Raw genomic sequence first — 14784 nt, forward strand, 5'->3', positions numbered from 1 at the left:
ATCAGCTCCAGCCTGCGCGGGTCTTGCGGCTGGAGTACAGCGCCAGCAACACCAGAAACGAAAACACCAGCATTGCCCCGGCCAGCCAATGGGCTTGAGCGTATTCCATGGCCTCGACGTGATCGTAGATCTGCACCGAGACCACCCGGGTCTTGTCGGGAATGTTGCCGCCGATCATCAGCACCACACCGAATTCACCGACGGTATGCGCGAACCCGAGGATCGCCGCCGTCACGAAACCGGGGCGGGCCAACGGCAGTATCACACTGAAAAAAGTGTCCCAGGGATTGGCGCGCAAGGTTGCGGCCACTTCCAGTGGGCGAGTGCCGATTGCGGAGAACGCGTTTTGCAACGGTTGCACCACAAACGGCATGGAATAGATCACCGAACCGATCACCAGCCCGGTGAAGCTGAACGTCAGGGTGCCCAGGCCCAGCCACTGGGTGAACTGCCCGAGAAAGCCGTTGGGCCCCATCATCAGCAACAGGTAGAAACCGATCACGGTCGGTGGCAGCACCAGGGGCAGGGCGACGATCGCCCCGATCGGGCCGCGTAACCAGGAACGGCTGCGCGACAGCCACAGGGCAATCGGAGTGCCGACGACCAGCAAGATCGCGGTGGTCAGGGACGCCAGTTTCAGGGTCAGCCAGATCGCCGCGAAGTCGGCACTCGAGAGCGACATTTAGAGCTGGTAGCCGTAGGACTTGATGACCGCAGCGGCTTTCGGGCCTTTGAGGTATTCAACCAGCGCTTTGGCGGCGGCGCTGTCCTTGCCTTTGTTCAGAATCACCGCGTCTTGTTTGATCGGGTCGTGCATGCTGGCCGGAACGATCCACGCCGAACCACTGGTGACCTTGCCGTCCTTGTAGATCTGCGACAGCGCGACGAAACCCAGTTCGGCATTGCCGGTGGAGACGAACTGGTATGCCTGGGTGATGTTCTGGCCTTCGACGATCTTGGCTTTGGTCGCTTCAGTCAGCTTGAGCTTTTCCAGTACCTGAGTGGCGGCCAGGCCGTACGGCGCGGCTTTCGGGTTGGCGATGGACAGGTGCTGGTACTCGTTTTTCTTCAGCACTTCGCCTTTGGCGTCGACGTAACCTTCTTTCGCCGACCACAGTGCCAGGGTGCCGATGGCGTAGGTGAAGCGCGAGCCTTTGACGGTGTCGCCTTCTTTTTCCAGTTTTTCCGGGGTGCTGTCGTCGGCGGAGAGGAACACTTCGAACGGCGCGCCGTTCTTGATCTGGGTATAGAACTGGCCGGTGGCGCCGTAGGCTGCGACCAGTTTGTGCCCGGTATCTTTTTCGAAATCGGCTGCAATCGCCTGGATCGGCGCGGTGAAGTTGGCGGCGACAGCCACCTGCACTTCATCGGCCTGAGCAGTGCCGAAGGCGAACACCGCCAGCAAAGTGGCCAGGCAAGTTGGGGCAAAACGTGAGGCACGAATGGTCATGTAACAGCTCCGTTATTGGCGTGTGCAGAGGGCAGTTATTGTTGGGGGTGGACTGCACCGATGCGAGGGGGTGAAACGCTATATAGTGAAATATATAGCGAAATGCCGCTAAACGGGAAGTGCTTATAAACACGGGGAGAGGCTGTGCCATGCCTCACCCCGTGCCGGATCATCGGCGAGCCAGTTTCGCCAGGGCGTCTTCAGCCAGTTGCCGGGTCAGTTCGGCGCTGCTGAGTTCCTCGCCCAATGGGAAGGCCTGACCGGCCCAAAAATTACTGAACTGCGCTTCGCTTTTGGCGCGCAATGGCATCAATGCTCCACCGGCCAGCGGGAACGCCGGCGCTTTGGGCGACATTGGGCCGATTTCGCGCATCACCCGATTGAGAATGCCCCGAGCCGGGCGCCCGGTGAACAGGTTGGTAACGGCGGTTTCGCTTGCCTTGGCGGTGCGCAGTGCCTGGTGGTGGGAGGCGCTGACTTTGGCTTGCGGTGTGAACAGATACGCGGTGCCAACCTGCACCGCCGATGCTCCGAGCATCAATGCCGCCGCCACACCTCGGCCGTCGGCAATGGCGCCGGCAGCAATGACCGGTACCTTGACCGCGTCAGCGATCTGCGGCACCAGGGCAAAGGTGCCGACCTGGCTGCTCAAGTCATCACTGAGAAACATCCCGCGGTGCCCGCCAGCTTCGTAGCCCATGGCGATAATCGCATCGCAGCCGTGTTGCTCGAGCCACACCGCTTCGGCGACGGTGGTGGCGGACGAGAGGATTTTCGCGCCGGTGGCCTTGACCCGATCCAGCAGGGATTTCTCCGGCAGGCCAAAATGAAAACTCACCACTTGTGGGCGAAACTCTTCCAGCACGGCGCACGCCGCCGCATCGAAGGGGGCACGGTTGGAAACCGGTGTCGGTGCATCGAAGTCAATGCCCAGTTCGCGATAATAAGGCTCTAGCAGATTTTTCCAGTCACGCGCTCGTTGTTCATCGGCGGCCGGTGGCTGATGACAGAAAAAGTTGACGTTGAGCGGATGGCGGGTGTGCTCACGGATGGTCTGCAGATCTTCGCGCAGTTGTTCAATGCTCAACATCGCTGCCGGCAGTGAACCCAACCCGCCCGCGTTGCACACCTCAATCACCATGGACGGAGTCGTGGCGCCGGCCATGGGAGCCTGGATGATCGGCAGTTCGATGCCGAGCAGGTCAAGGATGCGGGTGTCAGGCCATTGACTCATGGAAGCGATTCTCCGAACGATGAAGCGGGGCAGGGACGGCAGAGCCGGTTTTTTAACAGCAAAACCGGACTCAGGGCCAGCCCGAATTTTCCGGGCATGGGGCATCGCCCCCTGTCAGCGTCGATGAAATCCGCCACCACCACCGCCTCCAAAGGAACGGTTCATGTTTTGCGAGGAGTTGTGAAAGTTATTGGTGCGCTGGTTGCCGAAGTTGCGCGCCGCCGATTCGCGATTGAGGTTTTGCAACTGGGCATTGTTGTTGACCGGTGCCGTGCGGGTCGGGCTGCCCTTGACCATTGATTGCCAACCGTTGTCGGTCTTCTTGTAGACGTTGCCGTCGTGCCCGGCATACACGTTGTCGCCGACCCGTGCGGCGCCGCCGTTACGCCCTTTCACGCCGCCATATTGGGTGGTCTTGTCGGTGTTGGGGTTGTAGACCGCGCCACGATTGGCGGTGACCTGGGTGCCGTTGCGTGCATTGCCCGCCGTCATCCGGCCACCGGCGATGGCGCCGCCGTTCGGCCCGACCACTTCGCCGCTGCGCCCGGCTGCGTAATTGCCGTTGTAGACATTGTGTACGGCCCCGCGCTGACCCGCCGCGGCAACGCCGGTGCGCGAGTTATAGGAAGAGCCGACCTGACCCGCCCAGCGATTGCCGGTCCAGGCGTTGTAGCCGGCGCCATAGCGACTGACGGTCGCGCGGTCACCCCATTGACGATAGATATTGCCGGTGGTGCCAGCCCAGCCACCGGGGCCCCAGGCCACGGCACCGCCGCGATAACCGTAAGCGGCGCCGCCCCAGGCCAGCGGCGCGGGATACAAGCGCGGCCCCCAGGCGTAACCCCAACCGTAATTGCCCCACCACGGATAAGCGCCCCAGCCCCAGCCCATCGCCACGGTGTTGCCGCCCCAGCTCCAGCCGAAGCCGAAACCGAAGGTCCAGCCGGTCCACGGCGTGTAGCGAATCGCGACGCCGAAACCGTAGGTCACCGGCGGCCCGTACCAGACGCTGCCGACCCACGGTGTATACGGGTAACCCGTGCCGTAGACCACCACGCCGGTGGCCGGGTCCAGGTTCGAACCCTGGTAACCCGGGGTATAGCCGACCACCACGGTATCGCCGCTGGATTCATAGACTTTGACGTAAGTGAGGTAATGCATCGGTGAACTCGGCGGAATCGAGTAGATCACTGCCGGCACCGAACTGGCGACCACCCACGGCCCGTTCACCGACGTCGCGGTGAACCAGATACCGTTTTCCACCGCATACCAACTGTCGTTATCGACGCGGATGATCGGCGTGGCGCTGTTGATCACATACTGCAGCGGTGTGGTGGTGATCGCCTTGAGTTGCGGCTCGCCGTCGAACTGCGGCGCGGTCATTTTGACGGCGCTTTTCTTGATCGCCGAGGTTTGCGGAATGGTCGCGGCGATCGCGGCTTCCTTGGCCTGTGGCGTGCCGGCGACGGAGGCCTTGACGTTCTCTTTCGGACTGTCGTCGGGGATGTTGGCGAAGTCTGCCGGCAGTTTGTCCGCCGGGGTAAACGTCCAGGGACCGTTCATGTCGGCGGCACGGAACCAGCGGCCGGAGATCAGCACGTAACTGTTCTGGTCGCCGATTTCCTTGAAAATGTGGCCGGTGGTATTGCTCACGTACAACAGGCCGGTGCCCTGAATCGGCGACCACTGCGGTGCGCCGTCGGTGACGATCAGTTCGGTGGGCGTAGTGGCGATGAAGATTTTCGGCTGTGGCGGTTTGGCCAGGCTGGGGATCTTGTCTTTCGGATCACTCTGGCCGGTCAGCAGATCGACCTGACGACTCTGAATCGCCGCTTGCCTGGCTTTCTCCAGATTGGCCGGGGGCGTGGCCAGGCGGGTGTACTCGCCGCTGAGGCTGTCGGCGACCATCCAGCCATCAAACACGTGCAGGTAATGCTTGCCCTCAGCGTCCTTGAGCAACAGCGGACGGGTGTTGATCACCCGTTGCAGCGCAGTGCCTTCGACCGCCCGGTAGGCCGCGTCACCATCGATGTAGACCAGCAGGGCGGGGACGTCGGCGCTGATGATCGCCGGCGGGGCGTTCTCCAGCGGTGCGCTGTCGGCTTTCTGCTCGGCCGACAGCACGCCGACGGCGGCTTCGAGTTGATCGAGGGAAATGGTTTTTTTGCGGCTTTCGGCATCTTTTTGCAGTGCCGCGAGCCACACATCCGCCTGGCTGGCATCGGCGGGGAAGTCAGCCTTGATGATCTTGTATTGATCCAGCGCGACCCAGCGCGTGGCCTTGTCGACCAGGGTGTGTGCGCTGAACTGGACAATGCCGTAGGTGGGTTTGCCATCGGCGCCCGTGGCTTCGACCGCCGCCCGGGCATTGAGCGTGTAGCCATCCCAACTGTCGAGCTGCGGCTGATACACCGTCAGCTTGGCCTTGCCGCTGGTGATCACTTGCGGCCAGGTCGGCGCGCTGGGTGCAGCGTCAGTTGCGGCGGGTTTGGTGGCAGTGGCCGGGGCTGCCCAGGCGTTACCAACGCTCAGCAGGCACAGCAATAACATCGCAAGCAATGAACGCGGGTAAGACATTGTCAGCTCCATCGACAGGGCCGCTTTCGGGAGGGAGGGCAGCGAAAGCACGACCGTCGAAAAAGCATAGCCGCCCGCTCTGGAATTACTCGGCGGATTTGCGAATTGGCGCAAAGTCGGGTGGGGCAATGTGTTGCTTTGTGTTATTTCAAGGCGCGAGGATTTGAATCCATTGATTGCGAGGCAGCCATGTTCAACGGCATTTTGATCGACAAAGACGACAACGGTTACCACGCCAGCCTGCAGCAGATCAGCGAAGCGCAGCTGCCTGAAGGCGACGTGACGGTGAAGGTTGCGTACAGCACGCTGAACTTCAAGGACGGTCTGGCGATTACCGGAAACAGTCCGGTGGTGCGCAAGTTTCCGATGGTGCCGGGCATCGACCTGGCGGGAACGGTCGAGGTCAGTTCGCATCCCGACTATCAGGCCGGTGATCAGGTGCTGCTCAATGGCTGGGGCGTGGGCGAGAATCACTGGGGCGGGTTGGCGCAGAAGGCGCGGCTCAATGGCGACTGGCTGATTCCCTTGCCCAAAGCTTTCAGCGCCGCGCAAGCGATGGCCATCGGCACCGCCGGTTACACGGCGATGCTGTGCATTCTGGCGCTGGAGCGTAATGGCGTGACTGCGGTTCAGGGCGAGGTGCTGGTGACCGGCGCCAATGGCGGGGTCGGCAGTTTCGCCATCGCGCTGCTCAGCAAGTTGGGTTATCGCGTGGTGGCGTCCACCGGCCGGGTTTGCGAGCATGAGTACCTGAAACAACTGGGCGCCAGCGAAATCATCGACCGCGCGACCCTGTCGGAACCGGGCAAACCGCTGGCCAAGGAGCGCTGGGCAGCAGTGATCGATTCGGTCGGCAGCCACACGTTGGCCAACGCCTGTGCCAGCACCCGCGCCGAAGGCACGGTGGCGGCCTGCGGTCTGGCCCAGGGCATGGACTTCCCGGCGTCGGTGGCGCCGTTCATTTTGCGCGGTGTGACCCTGGCTGGGATCAACAGTGTGACGCAACCCAAGGCACGGCGGATCGAGGCTTGGGAGCGTCTGGCCAAGGATCTGGACTTCGCCCTGTTGCCCTTGATCAGTCACGAAATCGCCCTGAGCGAAGCCATCGATGCGGCGCCGAAACTGCTCGCCGGGCAGCTGCGCGGCAGGGTTGTGGTCGACGTCAATCGCTGACAAAGTAAGCGCCATTGCGGCCCTGTGTGGCCGCACCTCTATCTTGGGAGCGGCATTTTCGATGGACTTGAAACGACAGCAAATCGACGCCTTCACCGTGGCCGGCCTACGCGTACGGACCACCAACGCCGCAGAGCATCGTCCGGAGACCGCGAAGATCGGCCCGATGTGGGAGCAGTTTTTCAGCGAAGAGCAGGCCGAGAGCATTCCAGCAAAGATCGCCAACTCGCCAATTTATGGTGTGTACTCGGCTTACGAGTCCGATGCCTCGGGGGCGTTCGATGTCACCGCTGGCGTCGCCGTGAGCGCGCGCACCAAGGACTACGAAGCGGTGCAGATTGAAGCCGGTGAGTACCTGGTGTTCGAAGCGCAGGGCACTTTGCCTGACGCGGTCATTGCGACCTGGGGGCGGATCTGGACGTTCTTTGAGCAGAGCCCACAGATTCAGCGTCGTTACGCCACCGACTTCGAGGCCTATACCGGCCCCGAGTCCGTGGCGGTCTACATCGGCATCGATTAAGGCTGCGTTTCGCGCTCCAGCAGTTGGCGCTTGCGCTCCACGCCCCAGCGATACCCCGAGAGATTGCCATCGCTGCGCACCACCCGATGGCAGGGGATCGCCACGGCCAGACGGTTGGCGCCGCACGCCTGCGCCACGGCGCGCATGGAGGTCGGCGCGCCGATGCGTTGGGCGATCTCGGCGTAGCTGGCGGTGCGCCCAGCCGGGATTTCCCGCAGCGCCTGCCACACCCGCTCCTGAAACGCGGTGCCGCGCACATCCAGTGGCAAATCGAGCCCCAGCGCTGGCGCCTCGATGAAGCCCACCACTTTGGCAATCAACTGTTCGAAGCCGGCATCGGCGCCAATCAGGTTGGCCTGACGGAACTGATCCTGCAGATCACACACCAGTTGATGCGGATCGTCACCCAACAGAATCGCGCAGACCCCGCGCTCACTCTGTGCCACCAGAATCGCCCCGAGTGAGCACTGGCCGACGGCAAAGTGAATGTCGTTGTTGCGCCCGGCTGCGCGATAGTCGCCGGGTTTCATGCCCAGCACCTTGTCGGCCGATTCATAGAAGCGACTGTTGGAGTTGAAGCCTGCGTCGTACAGCGCAGCGGTCACCGAGCCACCGTCCGCCAGCCGTTCACGCATTCGGCGCGAGCGATGCGCCGCTGCGTAGCCCTTGGGCGTCAGGCCGGTTGCCGCCTTGAACACGCGGTGAAAATGGAACGGGCTGAGGCCGGCAACCTCGGCGAGTTCGTTGAGCGCGGGCGTCGTTTCGCAGGTTTCGATCTGCCGACAGGCCAGCGCCACGGTCGCGGCGTGTTGGGCGGCGACGTCAGTCTGATCCTTGCTGCTGCGTTTGCTCGGGCGGTAACCCGCAGCTTCGGCGGCTTCGGCGCTGTCGAAGAACTCGACGTTCTGCGGCTTGGGCAAACGCGAAAGACTGCTCGGGCGGCAATAGATGCCGGTGGTTTTCACCGCATAGACAAACTGCCCGTCGGCCCGTGGGTCCCGTGCAACGACGGCGGCCCAGCGTGGATCGGTTTCAACGTTGGTGATCGGCGAAAGCTTTTTCATGGCGAGTAGTCCGTTGACCTGTTTGATTCAGGTTAACCAGCAGCGATGTTAGTAACACTCCGCGCCTTGCGGTCAAATTATTCAGGGTCATCCGGCAACGCGAAAGGTCAGGTTGATCCGGCGTTCGCCCAAGCGTGGATGCCGCCCTGGCTTGATCGGCAGCACGCCGTGAAAACGCAAGCGATCGACCCCGCCCCAGACCACCATGTCGCCGTGCAGCAGGGGAATGCGCTGGCTCTTGTCGCTGCGGGCAAAACCACCGAACAGGAACATTGCCGGCAAGCCCAGTGACAACGAAACGATCGGTGCCGCGTAGGTATGTTCGTCTTTGTCCTGGTGCAAAGACATCTTGGCGCCGGGGACATATTGGTTGATCAGGCAGGAATCCGCGCAAAAGTCGGCAAATCCTGCGCGGTGCGCCGCTGTTTGCGCCAGTTCGAACAGCACCCGCGGCATCGCCGGCCAAGGCCTGCCGCTCAGCGGGTCGACGGTGCTGTAGCGATAGCCACTGCGATCAGTGATCCAGCCCAGCGCTCCACAACTGCTGGTGCCCACCGACATGCTGAAGCCGCCCGGGGTGACCATGTGCCGCAACGGCGCGGCAGCGAGCAGGGCATCCAGCGCCAGCAACAACTCATCGATAACCGGCAGGGCGAAGCCGCGCAACAGCCACGACTGTTCACCGATTTGCTCGGTGCGCGGTTGTTGTACGGGCTCGTGGTCGGCGAACAGGTCGAAGGTGGTCGGTTGCATGGTGCTCATGTGGCGTCGTGGAAGATGATGCCCAGGGTATGCCGATTTCCACTGTGCAGGCGACTGACGCCATGCCGCAGGGTCACCTTATAGTCGCCGCGTGTGCCCCTGACCGGACGCTGGTTGACCGCAAAGATCACCGCATCACCTTGTTGCAGATCCACCACATGCGGGCGCGATTGCATGCGCGGGCGCTGCTCGGTCAGGACGAATTCGCCGCCGGTAAAGTCTCGCCCCGGTGCTGACAGAAGAATCGCCACTTGCAACGGGAAAACCAGTTCCCCGTAGAGGTCCTGATGCAGGCAGTTGTAGTCCTGCGGGCCGTACTTCAACAACAGCGGCGTTGGCCGCAACTGACCGGCGGCGTGGCAGCGCTGAAGAAACTCGGCATGTGCCACAGGGAAACGTACGGGCAAACCCATGCGTTCGTACCAGCGGTTGGCCAACGGCACCAGGCGCGGATACAGCGCGTTGCGCAGGCGCTCGACCGTGGTCGGCAGGGGATAGCGAAAGTATTTGTATTCCCCGCGACCGAAACCGTGGCGGGCCATGACGACCTGCGAGCGGAACGGTTCGGTCTGCGGATACAGTGCACTCAGGCGCTCGCAGGTCTGTACCGAGAGCAGCGCGCGAATGATGGCGTAGCCTTGCTCATCCAGTTGCTGTTCGAGGCTTGCCCAATCGAGCGCATCCAGCCGGGACGGGGACATTGACATGCTGACTCCTGAACGTTTGGTCGAGGCGGTCAGTCTGGGCAGGTCCCGGCGGCAGAACACTCCGCCGCTTGCGGTCGAATCCGACGCGTTGCGTTACAGGGCTTTGCTGACGGCGATATCGCTGATCACGTCTTCAGTGGTGCCATGGATGGCGTCCAGCGCAGCCTTGGCCTCTTCCACGGTGCCGTGCTCCAGTTGCGCGAACTCGAAGCGGCGCTCACCGTTGAGCTTGTATTTGATGACGTATTTGGTCGTTTGGGCCACGGTCGTGCTTACCTTGCGTTGGGGGCGACTCAGCTGAGTTTGGTGCTGGAGCGGCGGATGATCTTGATCGAGTGGGTCAGGGTCGGCTTGCGCGTGACGCTGATGGCGCGGCGGTTGACGGTGTCGATGGTGATGTTCCAGAAACCAGTGCTTGGCGCGGTGATGCGCGCAGGAAACGTGTCGAAAGCGCCGCCGTGGTAGGTGTGGCGTCCGCCGTTCTTGAAGGCGCGGAAGTTGGCGTCGTTCATCAAACGGATGTTGCAGGTTTGCGAGCATTGGATGACGACGATGTCGTCTTCGTTGAGGTGCTCGCGCTGGTGAATGAATTTCATGGGCGCCTCCAAAAGGGCTTTTTCTACTAAATCAAAACGATAGCATGTGCGATTGGCGCAGTTTATCAGCCCGAACGGGTTATTATCCCGCCGTCGAGCGCCGCTTTGACAATTAAAAACAGTTATTCGCGATTCGATGCGGGTTTAATGGAGTGAGCCTCGGAGAAAAATGGCATTACTGCTGTCCGACGGTCTTTATGGGAGGTGTTTGTATGAAGTGGGGTGTGGTGTGTCTGCCATTGATCTTGGCCGTGGGTGGTTGCGCGAGCGTTTCCGAAATCAATGAAACGTTGCCGACCATGAGCGTGATTTCCGGCAAGAAACCCCATGAGTATGCTCAGTGCCTGGCGGACAAGCTTGCCAGCAGCCGCGGCGCGTTGCAGATGCAACCGCACAAGGATGGCGTTCGAGTGATTGTTCCCGGGAAATTTTCGACCGGCGCGGCCGCCGTGTTTGATATTGACGATCGCTCCGGCGGCAGCAGTATCAAGCTGCATGAGCGCATGTCCAATGTGCCGATTCGTCCGCGTGACGTGCAAAACGCCGCCAATGCCTGTATTTCCGGCTGATAGACTATAAGTTGTCAGCACCGATGCCGTCACAGCCCTGCTGTGACGGCATTTTCATTTCTGGAGTCGCGCATGAAGCGAGAGCAAGTACGGGAGCGCCACGCAGAAGGCCTGATTTCTGCCACGCATGTTATTCAGAACCCGGCCAATCCGGGCGAGTGGATCGTGTTTTTCAAGAAGAGCGCCGGGCGCAGCTATTTTCTGGTAGACGACAACGATGAAGTCGAATCCTTTGCCCGGCTCGACGACTTGATCGAGATCGTGCGCGGGCTCGGTATCAAGTTCGCCGAGATCCACATGTAGGGGTCTATTTGCAGACCACCACCACACTGCGGTTCTTGTAGTTGCCGACATCGACCCCCAGGGTCTTGTCGCTTTCCTTTGGCGCCGGCGTGCCATCGGTACCGACGATGCGATACCCGGTGCCGGCGCAGGAGGCATCAGCCTTTTCGTAGCAGGTGGCCCAGGAGTTGGCCTCGCCGGAGCAGTCGATGGTCAAGCCCTGTTCGCCGTTGTTCAGGTAAGTGGTTTGCGAAGTGGCACAGCCACCGAGGGCCAATACCGCGATCAGCGGCAGCAATCTGTTCAAGTTCATAGGAATGTCGTCTTCAGCGAGGGAGGGGCTAAACGCTCTGACAGCGCCGCAGTGAAAAGGTTATAGCGATAGGCCACTTGTTTCATTGATCTTTCCGCGGTCCACAAAAAAGCCCTGCGCAAGGGCAGGGCTCGGCATCATGTGTCGCCGCCGCTCAGTCTTGATCCTTGCCTCGGCGTTTGGCCGACGCAGGGGTGTCAGTGAACACCGACGCGACATCAGTCGCCATCTGCTCGCTGTCGAACGGCCCGGCGATGTGTTCGCCATTGGTCGTGGTCAGCGTCCACTTGCCGTCTTTCTTGTCGATCACATACCCGTTGATGATTTTTACCGCGGCCATCTATCTGTCTCGTTCGCTGGTTCAAAGGCGCCATGATACCGACAAATGCTCACATTGGGGGGCGAACGGCGTATGGTGGTGCGGCGCGTCTGCGTCTTTGGGCTACTCTGAATTCGCCGTCAGAAAGCGCCAACGGAACTATCGGCGAGAATATTTCTCTATGTTGGCATCGGTTAGCCAGTGCGGGGCATTGTAAGGTGCACGCCGCCTGATTAGACTGCGCCGAAACTCGTACACACAGCCCTTTCAAGGACTTATATGATCAAGAAATGCTTGTTCCCAGCAGCCGGTTACGGTACTCGCTTCCTGCCAGCGACTAAAGCCATGCCCAAAGAAATGCTGCCGGTGGTAAACAAGCCACTGATCCAGTACGGCGTTGAAGAAGCTCTGGACGCTGGCCTGACGGAAATCTCCATTGTTACTGGTCGTGGCAAGCGCGCTCTGGAAGACCACTTCGACATCAGCTATGAGCTGGAAAACCAGATCAAAGGCACCGACAAGGAGAAATACCTGGTCGGCATCCGCAAACTGCTGGATGAGTGCTCGTTCTCCTACACCCGTCAGACCGAGATGAAAGGCCTGGGCCACGCGATCCTGACCGGTCGCCCGCTGATCGGTGACGAACCGTTCGCCGTGGTGCTGGCGGATGACCTGTGCGTCAACCTCGACGGCGACGGCGTACTGACTCAGATGGTCAAGCTGTACAAGCAGTTCCGCTGCTCGATCATCGCCATCCAGGAAGTCGATCCGGAGGAAACCAGCAAGTACGGCGTGATCGCCGGCGAGATGATCCGCGACGACATCTACCGCGTACACAGCATGGTCGAGAAGCCAAAGCCGGAAGACGCACCGTCGAACCTGGCGATCATTGGCCGCTACATCCTGACCCCGGACATCTTCGACCTGATCGAACAGACCGAGCCAGGCAAGGGCGGTGAGATCCAGATCACCGACGCCCTGATGAAGCAAGCCCAGAACGGCTGCGTCATGGCCTACAAGTTCAAAGGCAAGCGTTTCGACTGCGGTGGTGCTGAAGGCTACATCGAAGCAACCAACTTCTGCTTCGAGAACTTCTACAAGACTGGCAAGGCTTACTGATAGCGCCGGATCTGTACCGCCAGAGGTGTGAGAGCACCAGGTGAAGTACCCACAAACGCCCCGACTTGTTCGGGGCGTTTGCTTTTGTGCTGGAAAAACCCTTGAGTCCGGCAGCGCGATTTACTGGCGGCCTCTGAGCGCGCTGGCTGCTTGCTTGAGGGGGAGGGGATGACCAGCGTCGGCGCAGCCCCGATTCCTTCCAGACGGCACAACAGAGGGCAGCACAAGCGGGCAGCCTGTCCACCCAGAACAAAAAAGCTCCGTATCTTTCGATACGGAGCTTTTTCTTTATGCGCTACGTCGATTACGAGGTTTCAGGCCACCTGCTTCGGCGACTTTTACCGGTTTACTGCTTCACGACATTTGCGCTGGTCGGCTCGACCTTCTTTGGCTTCATCAGGCTGAAGTCGATCAGGGCCCGCTGCTCACGTTCGTACGGGTTGCCGATCATCAGCGGACGCGGCTTGAAGCTGTCACTGACCAGGCTTTTGCTGCGGTCCAGCTCATCGAAACTCAAACCGGCCATGTCTGCCCAGGTGTGGATCAGGTGCGAGCTGCTGTACGGCCGCCCCAGATCCGCAGCGAAGTTCCAGTCATGGTTCTCGCGCCATTTCGGCGAAGCCCAGGCCATGAACGGAATGGTGTACATCGGCGCGGTCGGTTTGTTCTCGTTGCGGCCCAGGGTGTCGTGGCCGGCCGAATCGAACACGTCTTCACCGTGGTCGGAGAGGTACAGCAGGAAACCGTTCGGATCGGACTTGGCGTAGTCCTTGATCAGGCTCGACACCACGAAGTCGTTGTACAGCACGGCGTTATCGTAGCTGTTGTAGGTCGGTACCTGATCGTCACGCACGCCGGCCGGGACGCCATCGCGATCCTGGAACTTGTCGAAGCTCGGCGGATAACGGTACTGGTAGCTCATGTGAGTACCGAGCAGGTGCACGACGATCAACTTGCGCGGCGCCGGGTCGATCAGGGCCTTGTTGAACGGCTCGATCACGTCGCCGTCGTACTGCGCGGCGTTCTGGTTGCGGTTGTTGTTCAGGTAAACCTGCTCGTCGGCCTGTTCGGAGAAGGTCGTGAGCATGGTGTTGCGCTTGGTCATGGTCTGCTGGTTGGTGATCCAGAACGTCTTGTAGCCGGCCTGTTTCATCATGCTGACCAGCGACGGCGTGGACAGGTACAGGTCCGGGTTTTCTTCGTCGGCGAAGGTCAGCACCTGTTGCAGCGCTTCAATGGTGTAAGGGCGCGGGGTGATGACGTTGTCGAACACCGCGAGCTGATCCTTGAGCTTGTCCAGTTCCGGTGTGGTCTTGCGCGGATAGCCGTACAGGCTCATGCGCTGACGGTTGGTCGACTCACCGATCACCAGCACCAGGGTCGAGGGTTTGTCGGCGTCTGCGGCCTTGAGGTTATGTAGTGGCGGGACCTTGCTCGTGCTGTGCAGCATGTCTTGCATGCCCGCCAGGGTATCGAGGTAGCGGTGGTAAGCCACCGCCATTTGCCAAGGCACGGCAGGCTCGATGCGGTCTTCGAACTTCTCGAAACCACCGGCGAAACTGCCGGTGCGCTGGGTCTGCTTGATCAGCGGCCAGCCCACCACGGCAATCAGGATTGCCATCGCGGCGACGAAAGCGCGGCCACGCGGCATGGTCACCGGGCGCAGGCGTGTCCACAGGAAGTAGGCGAAAGCGGTATGGGCGAGGAACGCCGGGATCATCCACCAGGCAAAGTACTGGGTCATGTACTCGCCAGCTTCAGAAATGTTCGACTCGAACATGATGAAGATGACGCTTTGCGAGAATTCCTGCTGATAGATGAAGAAGTAGCCCAGGCTGGCCATGGAGCAGGCCCACAAGACGATGCCGATCAATGCGGCCAGCAGCTTGGTGCGTTTGGGAAACAGCAGCATCGGGGCGAGCCACAGCGCACTCATCACGAAGGCTTGACGGAACCCGCTGAAGCCGGAGGTGCCGGTCAGCTGGATCAGGAGTTGGGTGATACCCGAGAAATACCAGAAAAACGCGAAAAGCCAGAGAACCCCAGCCCAGTCGAAACCTGTCGCAGTCGCTTTGCTGCGTTTGAACAATGCCATTCAG

At 60.8% G+C, this 14784-nt stretch carries 17 protein-coding genes; 5 read left to right on the forward strand and 12 right to left on the reverse strand.

What is annotated here, in order from left to right; all coding sequences use genetic code 11:
• Nucleotide 1 precedes the first annotated feature (1 nt).
• The 4 genes from modB to QMK55_RS26255 form a co-directional block, all read right to left on the reverse strand.
• Complete coding sequence (gene modB / locus QMK55_RS26240; protein WP_102358527.1) at nucleotides 2–682, reverse strand: molybdate ABC transporter permease subunit; 681 nt, start codon at nucleotides 680–682, stop codon at nucleotides 2–4.
• On the reverse strand, nucleotides 683–1450 hold the full coding sequence (gene modA, locus QMK55_RS26245) for a molybdate ABC transporter substrate-binding protein (RefSeq protein ID WP_320328110.1): 768 nt from the start codon (nucleotides 1448–1450) through the stop codon (nucleotides 683–685). It abuts the gene before it with no gap.
• Nucleotides 1451–1619: 169 nt separating this feature from the next.
• Nucleotides 1620–2684 (reverse strand): NAD(P)H-dependent flavin oxidoreductase, encoded by a 1065-nt coding sequence (locus QMK55_RS26250; protein ID WP_102358525.1) that lies wholly within the window; start codon nucleotides 2682–2684, stop codon nucleotides 1620–1622.
• Between the two features lie 114 nt (nucleotides 2685–2798).
• On the reverse strand, nucleotides 2799–5261 hold the full coding sequence (locus tag QMK55_RS26255) for an autotransporter (RefSeq protein ID WP_320328111.1): 2463 nt from the start codon (nucleotides 5259–5261) through the stop codon (nucleotides 2799–2801).
• Nucleotides 5262–5450: 189 nt separating this feature from the next.
• On the opposite strand from QMK55_RS26255, the gene QMK55_RS26260 reads away from it, so the two are divergent.
• Nucleotides 5451–6434, forward strand: a complete 984-nt coding sequence (locus QMK55_RS26260) for an MDR family oxidoreductase (RefSeq protein WP_320328112.1) — start codon at nucleotides 5451–5453, stop codon at nucleotides 6432–6434.
• 61 nt (nucleotides 6435–6495) lie between these two features.
• Nucleotides 6496–6954 carry a GyrI-like domain-containing protein gene (locus tag QMK55_RS26265; RefSeq protein ID WP_320328113.1) on the forward strand — a complete coding sequence of 153 codons (459 nt, stop codon included), beginning with the start codon at nucleotides 6496–6498 and terminating at the stop codon, nucleotides 6952–6954.
• On the opposite strand, the gene ada is transcribed toward QMK55_RS26265, so the two are convergent.
• The 5 genes from ada to QMK55_RS26290 form a co-directional block, all read right to left on the reverse strand.
• Nucleotides 6951–8018: a bifunctional DNA-binding transcriptional regulator/O6-methylguanine-DNA methyltransferase Ada gene (ada, locus tag QMK55_RS26270; RefSeq protein ID WP_320328114.1), complete on the reverse strand. Its 1068-nt coding sequence runs from the start codon at nucleotides 8016–8018 to the stop codon at nucleotides 6951–6953. The genes QMK55_RS26265 and ada overlap by 4 nt on opposite strands.
• A gap of 87 nt (nucleotides 8019–8105) precedes the next feature.
• Nucleotides 8106–8771 carry a DNA oxidative demethylase AlkB gene (gene alkB, locus QMK55_RS26275; protein WP_320330225.1) on the reverse strand — a complete coding sequence of 222 codons (666 nt, stop codon included), beginning with the start codon at nucleotides 8769–8771 and terminating at the stop codon, nucleotides 8106–8108.
• Between the two features lie 5 nt (nucleotides 8772–8776).
• Nucleotides 8777–9487 (reverse strand): 2OG-Fe(II) oxygenase, encoded by a 711-nt coding sequence (locus QMK55_RS26280; protein WP_102358521.1) that lies wholly within the window; start codon nucleotides 9485–9487, stop codon nucleotides 8777–8779.
• Nucleotides 9488–9580: 93 nt separating this feature from the next.
• Nucleotides 9581–9751 (reverse strand): hypothetical protein, encoded by a 171-nt coding sequence (locus QMK55_RS26285; RefSeq protein ID WP_177327363.1) that lies wholly within the window; start codon nucleotides 9749–9751, stop codon nucleotides 9581–9583.
• A 29-nt stretch (nucleotides 9752–9780) separates the two neighbouring features.
• On the reverse strand, nucleotides 9781–10083 hold the full coding sequence (locus QMK55_RS26290; protein WP_025112441.1) for a DUF1883 domain-containing protein: 303 nt from the start codon (nucleotides 10081–10083) through the stop codon (nucleotides 9781–9783).
• Nucleotides 10084–10295: 212 nt separating this feature from the next.
• On the opposite strand from QMK55_RS26290, the gene QMK55_RS26295 reads away from it, so the two are divergent.
• Nucleotides 10296–10652, forward strand: a complete 357-nt coding sequence (locus tag QMK55_RS26295) for a hypothetical protein (protein ID WP_102358520.1) — start codon at nucleotides 10296–10298, stop codon at nucleotides 10650–10652.
• A gap of 72 nt (nucleotides 10653–10724) precedes the next feature.
• Nucleotides 10725–10955 (forward strand): hypothetical protein, encoded by a 231-nt coding sequence (locus tag QMK55_RS26300; protein ID WP_003225391.1) that lies wholly within the window; start codon nucleotides 10725–10727, stop codon nucleotides 10953–10955.
• A gap of 4 nt (nucleotides 10956–10959) precedes the next feature.
• On the opposite strand, the gene QMK55_RS26305 is transcribed toward QMK55_RS26300, so the two are convergent.
• Together QMK55_RS26305 and QMK55_RS26310 are read right to left on the reverse strand one after the other, a co-directional pair.
• Entirely contained in the window at nucleotides 10960–11247 is a 288-nt protein-coding gene (locus QMK55_RS26305) for a hypothetical protein (protein WP_102358519.1), read from the reverse strand.
• Nucleotides 11248–11401: 154 nt separating this feature from the next.
• Nucleotides 11402–11587 carry a hypothetical protein gene (locus tag QMK55_RS26310; protein WP_007912238.1) on the reverse strand — a complete coding sequence of 62 codons (186 nt, stop codon included), beginning with the start codon at nucleotides 11585–11587 and terminating at the stop codon, nucleotides 11402–11404.
• Between the two features lie 258 nt (nucleotides 11588–11845).
• On the opposite strand from QMK55_RS26310, the gene galU reads away from it, so the two are divergent.
• The gene (galU, locus tag QMK55_RS26315; RefSeq protein WP_008082670.1) at nucleotides 11846–12685 is read left to right on the forward strand and encodes a UTP--glucose-1-phosphate uridylyltransferase GalU; all 840 of its coding nucleotides are present in this window, start codon (nucleotides 11846–11848) and stop codon (nucleotides 12683–12685) included.
• A 346-nt stretch (nucleotides 12686–13031) separates the two neighbouring features.
• On the opposite strand, the gene QMK55_RS26320 is transcribed toward galU, so the two are convergent.
• Nucleotides 13032–14780 carry a phosphoethanolamine transferase CptA gene (locus QMK55_RS26320; RefSeq protein WP_320328115.1) on the reverse strand — a complete coding sequence of 583 codons (1749 nt, stop codon included), beginning with the start codon at nucleotides 14778–14780 and terminating at the stop codon, nucleotides 13032–13034.
• Nucleotides 14781–14784: the final 4 nt, after the last annotated feature.

It is taken from the genome of Pseudomonas sp. P8_229, assembly GCF_034008635.1.
GTDB lineage: Bacteria > Pseudomonadota > Gammaproteobacteria > Pseudomonadales > Pseudomonadaceae > Aquipseudomonas.

What these genes read in the sequence shown, in the direction of transcription:
- modB (WP_102358527.1), bottom strand. Translation starts at nt 682, where the DNA reads ATGTCGCTCTCGAGTGCCGACTTCGCGGCGATCTGGCTGACCCTGAAA.
- modA (WP_320328110.1), bottom strand. Translation starts at nt 1,450, where the DNA reads ATGACCATTCGTGCCTCACGTTTTGCCCCAACTTGCCTGGCCACTTTG.
- QMK55_RS26250 (WP_102358525.1), bottom strand. Translation starts at nt 2,684, where the DNA reads ATGAGTCAATGGCCTGACACCCGCATCCTTGACCTGCTCGGCATCGAA.
- QMK55_RS26255 (WP_320328111.1), bottom strand. Translation starts at nt 5,261, where the DNA reads ATGTCTTACCCGCGTTCATTGCTTGCGATGTTATTGCTGTGCCTGCTG.
- QMK55_RS26260 (WP_320328112.1), top strand. Translation starts at nt 5,451, where the DNA reads ATGTTCAACGGCATTTTGATCGACAAAGACGACAACGGTTACCACGCC.
- QMK55_RS26265 (WP_320328113.1), top strand. Translation starts at nt 6,496, where the DNA reads ATGGACTTGAAACGACAGCAAATCGACGCCTTCACCGTGGCCGGCCTA.
- ada (WP_320328114.1), bottom strand. Translation starts at nt 8,018, where the DNA reads ATGAAAAAGCTTTCGCCGATCACCAACGTTGAAACCGATCCACGCTGG.
- alkB (WP_320330225.1), bottom strand. Translation starts at nt 8,771, where the DNA reads ATGCAACCGACCACCTTCGACCTGTTCGCCGACCACGAGCCCGTACAA.
- QMK55_RS26280 (WP_102358521.1), bottom strand. Translation starts at nt 9,487, where the DNA reads ATGTCAATGTCCCCGTCCCGGCTGGATGCGCTCGATTGGGCAAGCCTC.
- QMK55_RS26290 (WP_025112441.1), bottom strand. Translation starts at nt 10,083, where the DNA reads ATGAAATTCATTCACCAGCGCGAGCACCTCAACGAAGACGACATCGTC.
- QMK55_RS26295 (WP_102358520.1), top strand. Translation starts at nt 10,296, where the DNA reads ATGAAGTGGGGTGTGGTGTGTCTGCCATTGATCTTGGCCGTGGGTGGT.
- QMK55_RS26300 (WP_003225391.1), top strand. Translation starts at nt 10,725, where the DNA reads ATGAAGCGAGAGCAAGTACGGGAGCGCCACGCAGAAGGCCTGATTTCT.
- QMK55_RS26305 (WP_102358519.1), bottom strand. Translation starts at nt 11,247, where the DNA reads ATGAACTTGAACAGATTGCTGCCGCTGATCGCGGTATTGGCCCTCGGT.
- QMK55_RS26310 (WP_007912238.1), bottom strand. Translation starts at nt 11,587, where the DNA reads ATGGCCGCGGTAAAAATCATCAACGGGTATGTGATCGACAAGAAAGAC.
- galU (WP_008082670.1), top strand. Translation starts at nt 11,846, where the DNA reads ATGATCAAGAAATGCTTGTTCCCAGCAGCCGGTTACGGTACTCGCTTC.
- QMK55_RS26320 (WP_320328115.1), bottom strand. Translation starts at nt 14,780, where the DNA reads ATGGCATTGTTCAAACGCAGCAAAGCGACTGCGACAGGTTTCGACTGG.